Raw genomic sequence first — 11,497 nt, forward strand, 5'->3', positions numbered from 1 at the left:
TCATGATGAGGTTATATGGAGGCAGGGGAGAATCTAATCTAGGTAATCGACTCGATTGAGTCCATATTTTTGCATTTTCTGATTCAATGTTCGGCGTGGGAGTTGTAGTTGTTCAAGAACAGACTGAATATTGCCTTTTTGTTGGCGAATACTCGCTTCAATTAAGCTACGCTCAAACTCTTGAACTTTCACGCTCAATGGAAGCGGTGTAATTGTGTCTATATTATCTTGGGCTTGATAGCCGGCTAATATTTTAGCCACACTCGTGTTGGGTTCTAATGCGTATCGTAGAGCTACGTTTCTTAATTCACGAACATTCCCAGGCCACCCATATAAAGTTAGTGTCTCATGATCTATTGGGCTCAAGGGTCTAAAATTACCGCCACGCTCTTTTACTGCTATACGACAAAAATGTTCGAAAAGTAGAGGGATGTCTGATCCTCTATTGCGTAAATCAGGTAGATGTATTTGCGAGACATTTAAACGAAAGAACAAATCTTGTCGGAAGTCCTCTAACGTTTGTAAGTCATTCTTGGCGGCAGCCACGACTCTAAGATCTATCTTTATAGTGGTATTGCTGCCAATGCGTTCTAGTTGGTTTTCTTGCAAGACTCGTAATAATTTTATTTGCATAGCAAGTGGCATACTTTCTATTTCATCTAGAAAGAGAGTTCCACCACTGGCATATTCTAGTTTACCGACTCTTTTTTTATTCGCGCTGGTGAATGCGCCAGCTTCATGTCCAAATAATTCACTCTCGAAGAGTTCAGCTGGAATAGCTGCACAGTTGATAGCGACAAAAGGCTTGGTGTTTCTCGGGCTACAATCGTGTAGTGCTCTTGCGACCAATTCTTTACCACAACCGGTTTTTCCGTAAACAATGACGTGAGTGTCCATGTCGGCAAAGGTGTGAATTTGTTGCCTCACTCGAATGATTTGTTCATGCTGACCTATAATAGTTTCTTCTAGACCGTGTAGATCACCAAGGTATTGTGCTTGGTTAGCATGTTGGAGTTGGACTTTACGAAGTTGAATGGCTTTTTCAACGGTTTCAATTAATCTATTTGGGTCGAAAGGTTTTTCTAGAAAATCAAATGCGCCATCACGTAATGAGTTGACTGCAGTGTCTACATCACCGTGACCTGTTATCAAGATAAAAGGCAGTTCAGGCTCTTTTTCTAAGCAATGATTCATCAAGGTGAGGCCGTCAATAGGTGTCATACGAATGTCACTGACGATAATGCAAGATTCTCCTACTTTATAATGGTCGAGCAATTCTTGTGCTTCTTGGAATTCTTTCACTACATAATCTGACAAGCGTAGCCATTGAGCTGTTGTTGAGCGAACAATGTCATCGTCGTCTAGCAACCAGATTTCAATATGATTGTTTATGTTTGGATTAGTTGGGGGCAGATGAGTTTTAGCGCCAATGTTGGCGTTGTTGTTTTCCATGTTAAGCCTTTGACAGTGTAAGTCGGAACACCAGTTGTGACGAATCATTATAACTTGCTATTAATGTGCCATTCATATCTTTTGCTAAGTTTGCACTAATGGCAAGCCCAAGCCCTAAACCTTTACCAATGGGTTTTGTGGTGAAGAAAGGTTCGAATATATGAGCGAGTTTATTTTGCTCGATACCTGGGCCATTGTCCTTATAGCATATAGTTATTTTCTCGCCCTGTTCTTGCAATGATATTTTTATATTAGGTGTTATTTTTGATTCAGAGCAGGCTTGTACTGAATTACTGATTAGATTTGAAAATATACGCTCAAGTCGTGTTGGTTCGGCTGTTACCAAATCTAAATCATTAAGTTGAATCTCCCAAGATACGCCTTGCACTTCCTCTCCAAGACTTTCAATGGCATGTCTGATTGATTCTTTAATGGAAGTGGGTGCCAGTTGTTCAGGCCTTCTATAGGCCAATACTTTTAATTCACTGGTAAGGCTTTGCATTCTTACTACTAAGGATTGTAAATCGGATAATACTTTTAAGGCTTGTTCTGAATCTTGGCGCTTTAATAATAATTCAGCAGTATAAGCGAGTGTTCTTATGCCCGTTAAAGGTTGGTTCAGCTCGTGAGCTATTGCCGTAGACATTTGACCGATTGCTGCCAGTTTTTCTGTACTGAGGAGCTCTTTTTGCGCAGCTTCTAAAGCTTGGGTTCTCTCTAATACTCGTTCTTCTAAGCGGGTATTGGCTTCCAATAGATTAAGTTCTGCTTTTTTACGTTTACTGATATCAATTAAGGTAACCAGATAGCCCTGAGAGTGGCTCCATTCTAGAGAGGAAATAGACAGTAATGCAGGAAAGGTTTGGCCATTGTCTTTCTGTAGAACAACTTCTTGTTCTAGCAAGTTTGAAGTGCTTTTATCATTTTCTGTATTTTGGTTTTGAAGGGCGTTGATAAAAAACAATGCGCTTTTGTTTTCTGGGTGATTGGGTAAAAACTCAGATAGATAGTGGGCATTCAACTTTGAGCCTTGTCCAAAGTAACGTAACCCCATCGGATTCACGAAGGAAATTTCACCGTGCTTAGTAAGCTGGAGTAGACCGACATGAGTGTTTTCTATTAATACTCTTTGTCGCTGTGCACTATCTGCAATCAGTATTTCATTTTCAAGTTTTGATGCGATTTTTAATGAACGTTCACGCCGGTAAAGCCAGAATAGAAAGATGAGTGCAAATGCTCCTAAACTAACAAAAGCAATACTACGAGCTTTTGCCTGAATGCCCTTTAAGTTGGATAAGTAATGTATTTGCCATTTTAAATCGTCTAGGGTGACGTTTTGTAGAAGATAGCGTTCGTTATTTAAACTGTATATTTTTGAACGTGTTTTATTCACAAATTGAACATCGGTATAGTCATCTAGCCAATTACTTTCGAGAATACGATTTAATTTACTGGCTAAGAAAATAAGACTGTTTTGATCTGTCATAACAACAAGGTCATCGAGTAAGTTCCATCGCTCAATTAAACTGCTTACATCAATTCTGACAGCGATAGCCCCTGCAAGCCCTTTTGATGTATAAACAGGCGCAAGGACTAAATGGGCGGACTTATAATGTTCAGGATTATAGCCAGACACGAGTATGTATTCTCCTTGCTGATCTTTTAATACATTACTCAAATCCGCTTTATTAAAATAATCATCGAGTTCAAAGTTCGGTGATTGCTCACTGGACACCATGAGGTCACCCTGAGTGGAAAGGATAAACCAATCCTGTGTTTTGGAGACGTGAGTTAAATCTTCTAGTTGCCTGTGTAAACGATTGGTTAATGCTTCATCTTGAGGGTTATTCATGAAGGCTAATAGAGTTGGATTGTCAGTTAGGGCGTAGGGAAGAATGTGATAGTTTTTTAATTCATTTCTTAACTCAATAACATAATCCAGTAATTGGTTCTGCCCTTGTGAATGCTTGTCAATGATTAAGGTTTGATAGGCAATGGTATTTATACCAAAGTATAAAAGAGTAAGAATTGCGCACCCTAAGGAAAGGAACGAAAGACGATGTTTACGAAATTGTGAAATCAAATAAAGTCTCGCTGTTCTGGTTTGTATTAATCTGATGTTTAAAGAGGTATCAGATTAAGTCTAAACTTCTCAGCAAGGTAACGCCAATACTAGTCGTAATCAAAGAGGTGATAGTGGTGATAACTATAATATTTGCCGCTAATGCTGAGTTGCCATTCATCGCACGAACCATTATGTAACTTGCCGATGCGGTTGGAGCGGAAGACATAAGAAATAGAACGCCGAGCTCCATTCCTCTATAACCAAATAAATAGCCACCAACAGTGAGGATAACAGGGATAAAAATAAGTTTTCCTACTGAAGCAATAATAGAGCCCAACATGCCTGTCTTTAAAGAGCTAAAGCTGAGTGAGGCGCCTGCGCATAACAATGCCAGTGGTAGCGTCATTTGAGCGAAGTAATCACCTGCTTTATAAAGTGTTGTAGGTAATGTAATGCCTGTAATTGAGGTCGAAAAAGCAGCCACAATCGCAATAATAAGAGGGTTTTTTGCGATACCTTTCAAAATACCTTTGATATTGGCATCTCCACCTAAACCACGACTTAGACCAATTACCGACAATATATTGAATAGAACCGTAACACCGCCTAGGTAAATAGAAGCCACTGCATAAACATCATTACCATAAGCGTTAACGCAGTAGGCCAAGCCAATAATACCCATATTAGAGCGAAAAGCGGCCTGTATTAATACTGCCCGTTCTGCTTTATCGGATATCCAAATTGGCATCAATAGTTCTAAAATAATATAAGTGACGATGACAGCTATCATGGCGTAAATTACCAGAGAGAAATCTGTATCGCTAGTTAGATCTGTTTTGGATATGCTAATAAAAAGTAGAGCTGGAAGTGTAACGTTAAACACCAATTTAGACGCGGTATCGATGAAATTATCATTGATAATTTGAATGCGATAAAGAACGATCCCTAATGCCAATATTAAGAATATTGGCATTGTTATAGAGAAAGAAAACGTCAGTACGTCTAAAAAGTTATTCACGCCATTCCTTAAAGATAGGGGCTATTGATCGTTGTTTTCGAAACGATATCCGGCGCCATAAACAGAATGTATAACATTCAATTCAGGAGCAACGGCTGAAATTTTCTTACGTAATTTTTTAATGTGGCTATCAATTGTACGGTCGCTAACAACTCGGCTATCAGCGTAAATGCTTTTCATAATCAAATCACGACCGAATACACGACCAGGTTCTTTGATTAGCAATTGTAAAAGCTGGAATTCTACTGTTGTTAGGTCGATTAATTCACCTTTGTAGGTTGCGCGTAGACGATCTACATCTAGATCAAAACCATCCGTTCTTGGCGACTCAGCTTGATCTAATTCTACGCGTCGTAGATTTGCTTTTACGCCGCTACAATTTCACGAGGACTGAAAGGTTTACAAACATAATCGTCAGCACCCATTTCTAAACCAATAAGACGATCAATCTCTTCTGCTTTGGCTGTTACCATGATAATAGGTACGCCACTGAATTGACGAACTTGTTTACAAATTTCTACACCATCTAAACCTGGCAGCATTAGGTCTAAAAGAACAATATCCACCTGGTTGTTTTTGATGTAATTAACGGCGATGTCGCCGCGATCAAGATGATGATGCTCATAGCCTGCTTGATCTAGATAAGCGGCCATTAACTCAGCTAATTTTGGTTCGTCTTCAATAATCAGTACTTTGCTCATAATATTATTCTTTCCGTATTTAATTTAAAGGGAATTCTATTCTTATTCCTAAGCCACCATCAGCAGAGTGATAAGCGCCAATAGTGCCTTGGTGTCCATCTACAATACTAGAGCAAATGGTTAAGCCTAAGCCTCGACCACCAGTTGCTCTATTTCTTGAATTTTCGACTCGGTAAAACTGCTCAAAAATCTTATCTTTGTCTTCTTCACTTACACCTGGAGCACTGTCTTCTAAAAGAATAATGGCTTTCTCATTATGTTTTGAAAGCATGACTTTTAATTTCCCTGGTGCATTTGTGTACTTTAATGAGTTATTCATTAAGTTTGCAAAAAGTTGGTGAAGTCTATCTGTGTCACCAGTCATTACAATAGGGTGTTTCTGAGTGCATTCAAACTCTAATTCTAAACCAGCTTCTTTAAAAGGAAGCGTCATGGACTGAACTGTTTGTTCAATTATGTCATCAAGTGAGACATCTTCCATTTCATAATTCAAACTACCTGTATCGTGCATTGATAATTGGTTTAAGTCATCAATTAAACGTGCGATATGAAGTGTTTCTTGTTGTAAAGAGGCTAGGCTATCTGGAGACACTTTAATAATGCCATCTTGCATAGCTTCAATTTCACCTCTTAAAATAGCCACTGGCGTTCTCAGTTCATGTGCCGTATCTGCAACCCAGCGTTTACGTGCTTCTCTTGTTCGTTCTAGTGTACTGGCTAGATTATTAAAATTACGACTGAGGTCGGCGAGCTCATCAGAGCCTTTTGCTTCAATTCTAGTTTCAAACTTACCTTCTGCCAGTTTTTTAGTTGCTCTTTGCATCGAGCAAAGTGGGCGGCTTAACCATTGTGCTAGAGGCCAAGTTAACAGTGCTGCAATAGCCAGCATAAAAGCAGAAATAAGTAAAAAAGCTTCACCCTGTTGGCGAACAAAGCGGAGCGTTTGATCCTGTACTAAATCTCTTATTGAGCGTAGACCCACATACCCCACGACTTTTTTATTTACGATAACTGAATGGGTCTCAGCACTGTTGAAATTTGTTTTACCTATTATAGGTTTTTTCTCACCATCAAATAGTAGGAAACGTTGACGGTAATATTGTGATGGATAGATAAGATCCAAGTTGGGTGTGCTTGGTGGTGGTACCAAATCACGTAAGTTTTCAAGTTTAGCTTGATGCCATTCTCTTTCCATTCGGCTTTCTTGGACTAAAAAGTACCAATCATCGTAATAGACATAAAGGTTAGCTGTTCTACTAGCCATTTGCTCTAAAAAATCACGGTCACGTTCGGTCGCGTAAGAAACAAAGCCTTTATCAAAACTCCACTGAAATACTTGCCACATGGAAACGATAAGTAAAATGTTACTTAAAATAAAAACCAAGAAAATTTTATGCCGAATTTTTAACCCTTTTGGGATGGTCATCACTGGGCTTGAAATCCTATGTTAAGTCCTGCAGAAATATAGCTGACAGGTGAATGGGTAATCATCAATATTTGGGTAAGATATTACCCAATATTGAAGCGAGTTCTATAGTCGTTCTAATCGTATGTTTACTATACAGTTTTTATACTAAAGCTGGCTACTTGAGCTGAGTGTAAATAATGAGGATTTCCAATGTAGAGTCACCTTTAGTAATATCTATTTAATTTATATCTATCGAGTTTAGTTATGTCTGTTTTTTATCTGCTGAAAGGTATGTTGTCTTTCCTCTTAATTGTTTTGAATACTTTATTTTGTTTTATTCCTGTGATGTGTCTTGCTCTATGTAAAGTGGTTTTGCCATTTCCTTCTGTACGCGCTGTATTAAATGTTGTTTTGGACTACATAGCGACTATGTGGATCGGTATTAATAACCTCAACCAAAAATACTTAGGTAAGTCTGTTATTAATGTATCTGGAAATCAGGATTTGTCGCTTAAAGATTGGTATATGATCACATCAAATCATCAGTCTTGGGTTGATATTTTAATATTGCAGCGAATTTTCAATCGAAAAATTCCTTTCATTAAATTTTTTAAAGCGTGAACTTATTTGGGTGCCCTTTATTGGTTTGGCCTGGTGGGCACTAGAGTTTCCTTTTATGAAGCGTTATAGCCAAGCGTTATTGCAAAAACGACCTGAGCTTAAAGGCAAAGATATAGAGTCAACAAAAAGAGCTTGTGATAGATTTCAATATTTTCCTGTATCTATTATGAATTTTTTGGAAGGAACTCGGTTTACTAAGAAAAAGCATAACCAGCAGTCTAGTGCTTTTAATCATTTATTATTGCCTAAAGCTGGTGGCTTGTCTTTTGCATTAAATGCAATGGATGGCAAGCTACATTATTTAATTGATGTGACCATTGTTTACCCTGAAGGTATTCCGAGCTTCTTTGATTATCTATGTGGCAAGGTCTCTGAAGTGAGAGTGCATACTCGTATGTTACCAATAGAAGATTCATTACTTGGTGACTATCAAAATGATGCGGAGTATCGCGCTTATTTTCAAAAATGGGTGAATGATCTTTGGCGACAAAAAGATCAGCAAATTGAGCTTTTGTTGCAATCTGAAAAAACATCAACTTCATAGCTGTATCCTTCTGTTTTTTTAAAACTGTATCTTCTTTCTGTGTTTAAAATCCTAGATTCTATTTAATCTGATTTTAACGTTAATGTATCTGGAGCTTTGAACATGGATATCTCTCATTTACTCACATCTCGTTCCAGTGACATGGAAGTGTCTTTGGTTCGTGAATTACTGCATTACAGTCAGCAGCCAGATATGTTGTCGTTGGCTGGTGGTTTGCCCGATGAAAAGCTAATGCCAAATTACCCTGATTTGAATGGATTAACCGACAGCCGACAATATGGTGCGAGTGAAGGCGAAGCGTCGTTACGAGAGCTTATTGTGTCGATTGTTAATGGTATTGGTTTAAGCGCCAAAGTCGATGACGTGTTGGTAACCAATGGCTCTCAGCAAGGTTTAGACATTATTAGTCGACTTATTTTAGATGAGAACTCGACAATTCTAACGGAACAGCCGACCTATCTTGCTGCTTGCCAGGTCTTTAATCTTCAGGGTGCGAATGTACAGGGTGTGGCTTCTGATGAAGAGGGTATGTCTATTTCTGCATTGCGTGATGCAATAGAGGGTATGAACCCTAAAGCAGTTTATTTAATTCCTAATTTCCAAAACCCAGCAGGTCATTGCTATAGCTTAAAACGCCGCCAAGAAATAGCGACGCTACTAGATGAGAAAAACATCTTACTTATTGAAGATGACCCTTATCGGGATCTTTGTTATGAAGATGTAGATCTGACACCGATAACAAGTTTAATTACGAGTGCGCCATGGTTGTATATGGGGAGCTTCTCGAAAATACTTTGGCCAGGTTTACGAACTGGATATGTGGTTTCCTGTCATGCTTTTTCGTCTTATTTAGTAAAGGTTAAGCAAGCCGTTGACCTTCATACAAACCGTCTTGGTCAAAGTATGATTATCGCTTTTATGACCTCTGAGGCTTATCCAATTCATATTAAGAGACTTCAAAAAAGCTACAAAGAAAAACGTGATGCTATGGCGACAGCACTAACAGAAAATCTTGGTGATATTATCGAGTTTACTGTTCCTGCGGGCGGCATGTTTTTCTGGGTCAAGTTACCAGAGGGAATTTCTTCCAAACAAATTATGAAAGAAACGCTCGAAAAGAAAGTGTTGGTTTTGCCAGGCACGCCTTTTTTCCCAACTAAGAATCCACTTGACGACGCTTTTTTACGATTAAGTTTTGCGAGACTTTCAATTGAAGATATACATGGTGCCGTTTCTATCTTGTCGAAAGTGATTCGCGATAGTCTGAAATGATTTGTCTATTCGATGTGTCGTGTGCGTTTTTATGCGTATAAGTAAAGGTTTTATGTGATTTATAAGGGGCTAGCAGTTCCTTCTTTTTGAGTGACACGTTAGAATCTTGTTTTTAAGATTTCATAGAATAGGAAAATGTAATGGGCAGAGCCTTTCAAAACCGCAAAGAGTCCATGGCAAAAACGTCTGATCAAAAAGCCAAGGTTTATAGTAAATACGGCCGTGAAATTTATGTTTGTGCGAAATCCGGTGGTATCGACCCTAATGGTAATTTGGCCCTACGTTCTCTGATCGAGCGCGCGAAAAAAGATCAGGTGCCAACTCACGTTATCGATAAAGCAATTGATAAAGCGAAAGGTGGTGGAGGAGAGGATTTTGACACAGCCCGTTATGAGGGTTTTGGTCCTGGTAATACAATGGTTATTGTGGACTGTTTGTCAGATAACCCTAACCGTACTTTCGGTGATGTGCGTACTTGCTTTAATAAGGTTAAATGTAAAATTGGTGGTCAGGGCAGTGTAAGTCACATGTTTGATCACAGTGCAATTTTTGTTTTTGCTGGTGATGATGAAGAAGTTGTTTTAGAAGCTTTGATGATGGCAGATGTTGATGTCACTGACATTGAATTAGAAGACGGTAAAGTAACTGTTTTCGCACCAAACACGGATTATGGTAAAGCGAAATCAGCATTGGTTGAAGCACTTGGTGAAGTTGAGTTTGAAGTCGATGAAATTCAATTTGTGCCGCAAAACATGACTGAAATTAATGGTGAAGAGGTTGAGCAATTTGAGCGTTTTCTTGATCTTTTGAATGATCTGGACGATGTTCAACGAGTTTATCATAACGCTGAATATTAATGTTTGAGAAAGGCTCTGGTGAGTATGTCTTCAGAGCCTTTTTGATTGCTATTCAAGTGAGAAAAAATAACTAATGGCAAAACCTAAACCTCAATTAAAATCGCCTTGCGTCAATATATGTTCCCTCAATGAAGAGGATGTTTGTACAGGCTGTTATCGAACGGGTAAAGAGATTAGTTTATGGGGAAGTATGAATAAGGCTTCTCAGCTTGCTGTTATGAAGAAAGTGCGAGAGCGCGAAGCGAAAAGCCCATACGTTAGTAATTAATCGATTTTTTGACAAGCCAGTCCTTGGCTGTCTTGATACTATTATTCTGCTAGTTCGTTTTTTAACTCAATCCATTGGGACATGTATTGTGTGCTTTTTAGACTATGATGCCTGAGCATTAATCCTAAAAAGTGCTTCTGTCGTAATTTATTCTTGAGTTTATTCTGCACGGTTAACCTCTGGGTTAACGCCAGCTCCCATTGTGTTGCTTGGTAGCGGTATTCTAGGATTCGATTACCATTTTGTTGCATCAGCTTCCAGCTTCTTTTGTCTTTATAAAGTGACACAGCGGCATCGATAAAAGTATCATTGTTGTCTGCTACCACGCCATTCCAAGGTAGGTTGCCGTGCATGGACTCTGAACCTATGTGGGTTGTTATGCTTGGCGTGCCCATCTGCATGGCTTCAACTAGTTTGCCTTTTATTCCTGCGCCAAAACGCAAAGGCGCCAAACATATTCTTGCGTTTTGCATCACTTGTTGCGCGTCTTCTGCCCAGCCTTTCACTAAGAACCCCTCTTTTACATTATGTAGTTGAGTTGCTTTGGGGGGCGGATAAGCGCCATAAACATGAAGTTCTGCTTTAGGTAGGCGTTTACGTATTTTTGGCCAAAGTTCTGTTTTCAATTGCAGTACAGCATCCCAATTCGGTGCGTGACGAAAATTTCCAATACTAATAAAGTGATCACGCTCTTCAAAAGAAGGAAGTGTATCCATGTTTTTTGGAGGGGGAGCATAAAAGGTAAATGCAGTAAATGTGTTTCTGGCACTTGAAACTCATCCATTAAAAGTTGAGTCTCTGTCTCAGAAATCATCAAAGTGAGGTCACAACGATGGATAGCTGCAATTTCTCGAATGCCATGATCGTTGTAAAGGTCTTCTATTTGAAATTCTCTGTTTTGCTTTAATGCCAAGTGTCTAGCTTGTCGCAATGAGTGAAGGTCTTCTGTGTTTAGTACCCTCAAAGAATTAGGGCTAAACTTTTCAACACGCCAACCAAATTGCTCTTCCATCATGAAGCGATCAAAGATAACTATGTCAGGCTTTTTTTCGGCAATGTAGTGATCGAATGAGGTGTCGTTTAAGTCAATATGATCTGGAGTAATGCCTAATAAAGACAAGTCCGCCATGTGCTCTGTTTGTTGAGCTGGACTGGCAAAAGATATTTGCCATTGTTTGTTATAAAAACAGTTGAGTAATTGCATCATACGGCTGCCAGCAGCCGAAGAATTGGGTTCTGGCCAGACGTAGCCAATAATAAGTAGGTGCACAGTGCTCTCTATAGAAGCTAT

11 protein-coding genes and 1 pseudogene are annotated in these 11,497 nt (G+C 39.0%); 5 read left to right on the forward strand and 7 right to left on the reverse strand.

Features of this window, described 5'->3' with window-relative positions; all coding sequences use genetic code 11:
• Positions 1 to 33: 33 nt before the first annotated feature.
• The 5 genes and pseudogenes from AC0L3Y_RS11640 to AC0L3Y_RS11660 form a co-directional block, all read right to left on the reverse strand.
• Complete coding sequence (locus tag AC0L3Y_RS11640) at positions 34 to 1,452, reverse strand: sigma-54-dependent transcriptional regulator (protein ID WP_473463117.1); 1,419 nt, start codon at positions 1,450 to 1,452, stop codon at positions 34 to 36.
• Between the two features lies 1 nt (position 1,453).
• On the reverse strand, positions 1,454 to 3,535 hold the full coding sequence (locus AC0L3Y_RS11645; protein ID WP_473463120.1) for a PAS domain-containing sensor histidine kinase: 2,082 nt from the start codon (positions 3,533 to 3,535) through the stop codon (positions 1,454 to 1,456).
• A gap of 49 nt (positions 3,536 to 3,584) precedes the next feature.
• Positions 3,585 to 4,535, reverse strand: coding sequence for an AEC family transporter (locus AC0L3Y_RS11650; RefSeq protein ID WP_473463122.1), 951 nt, complete (start codon positions 4,533 to 4,535; stop codon positions 3,585 to 3,587).
• Between the two features lie 21 nt (positions 4,536 to 4,556).
• Positions 4,557 to 5,236, reverse strand: a pseudogene (locus AC0L3Y_RS11655) (response regulator).
• Positions 5,237 to 5,255: 19 nt separating this feature from the next.
• Entirely contained in the window at positions 5,256 to 6,662 is a 1,407-nt protein-coding gene (locus AC0L3Y_RS11660) for an ATP-binding protein (RefSeq protein WP_473470623.1), read from the reverse strand.
• A 246-nt stretch (positions 6,663 to 6,908) separates the two neighbouring features.
• On the opposite strand from AC0L3Y_RS11660, the gene AC0L3Y_RS11665 reads away from it, so the two are divergent.
• From AC0L3Y_RS11665 to AC0L3Y_RS11685, 5 genes are all read left to right on the forward strand, one after another.
• Positions 6,909 to 7,265 carry an acyltransferase gene (locus tag AC0L3Y_RS11665; RefSeq protein ID WP_473463124.1) on the forward strand — a complete coding sequence of 119 codons (357 nt, stop codon included), beginning with the start codon at positions 6,909 to 6,911 and terminating at the stop codon, positions 7,263 to 7,265.
• A gap of 10 nt (positions 7,266 to 7,275) precedes the next feature.
• The gene (locus tag AC0L3Y_RS11670; protein WP_473463129.1) at positions 7,276 to 7,809 is read left to right on the forward strand and encodes an acetyltransferase; all 534 of its coding nucleotides are present in this window, start codon (positions 7,276 to 7,278) and stop codon (positions 7,807 to 7,809) included.
• 102 nt (positions 7,810 to 7,911) lie between these two features.
• A complete protein-coding gene (locus AC0L3Y_RS11675; protein ID WP_473463132.1) occupies positions 7,912 to 9,081 on the forward strand; it encodes an aminotransferase-like domain-containing protein in 1,170 nt (389 codons plus the stop codon).
• Between the two features lie 140 nt (positions 9,082 to 9,221).
• Complete coding sequence (locus AC0L3Y_RS11680; protein ID WP_473463136.1) at positions 9,222 to 9,938, forward strand: YebC/PmpR family DNA-binding transcriptional regulator; 717 nt, start codon at positions 9,222 to 9,224, stop codon at positions 9,936 to 9,938.
• A 73-nt stretch (positions 9,939 to 10,011) separates the two neighbouring features.
• On the forward strand, positions 10,012 to 10,206 hold the full coding sequence (locus AC0L3Y_RS11685) for a DUF1289 domain-containing protein (protein WP_473463139.1): 195 nt from the start codon (positions 10,012 to 10,014) through the stop codon (positions 10,204 to 10,206).
• A 41-nt stretch (positions 10,207 to 10,247) separates the two neighbouring features.
• On the opposite strand, the gene AC0L3Y_RS11690 is transcribed toward AC0L3Y_RS11685, so the two are convergent.
• Positions 10,248 to 10,922, reverse strand: a complete 675-nt coding sequence (locus AC0L3Y_RS11690) for a glycosyltransferase family 4 protein (RefSeq protein WP_473463143.1) — start codon at positions 10,920 to 10,922, stop codon at positions 10,248 to 10,250.
• On the reverse strand, positions 10,829 to 11,476 hold the full coding sequence (locus tag AC0L3Y_RS11695) for a hypothetical protein (protein ID WP_473463148.1): 648 nt from the start codon (positions 11,474 to 11,476) through the stop codon (positions 10,829 to 10,831). Before AC0L3Y_RS11695 ends, AC0L3Y_RS11690 begins: the two co-directional genes overlap by 94 nt.
• Between the last annotated feature and the right edge of the window lie 21 nt (positions 11,477 to 11,497).

The organism is Marinomonas sp. GJ51-14 (genome assembly GCF_055808695.1).

What these genes read in the sequence shown, in the direction of transcription:
- AC0L3Y_RS11690 (WP_473463143.1), bottom strand. Translation starts at nt 10,922, where the DNA reads ATGGATACACTTCCTTCTTTTGAAGAGCGTGATCACTTTATTAGTATT.
- AC0L3Y_RS11640 (WP_473463117.1), bottom strand. Translation starts at nt 1,452, where the DNA reads ATGGAAAACAACAACGCCAACATTGGCGCTAAAACTCATCTGCCCCCA.
- AC0L3Y_RS11675 (WP_473463132.1), top strand. Translation starts at nt 7,912, where the DNA reads ATGGATATCTCTCATTTACTCACATCTCGTTCCAGTGACATGGAAGTG.
- AC0L3Y_RS11680 (WP_473463136.1), top strand. Translation starts at nt 9,222, where the DNA reads ATGGGCAGAGCCTTTCAAAACCGCAAAGAGTCCATGGCAAAAACGTCT.
- AC0L3Y_RS11660 (WP_473470623.1), bottom strand. Translation starts at nt 6,662, where the DNA reads ATGACCATCCCAAAAGGGTTAAAAATTCGGCATAAAATTTTCTTGGTT.
- AC0L3Y_RS11665 (WP_473463124.1), top strand. Translation starts at nt 6,909, where the DNA reads ATGTCTGTTTTTTATCTGCTGAAAGGTATGTTGTCTTTCCTCTTAATT.
- AC0L3Y_RS11685 (WP_473463139.1), top strand. Translation starts at nt 10,012, where the DNA reads ATGGCAAAACCTAAACCTCAATTAAAATCGCCTTGCGTCAATATATGT.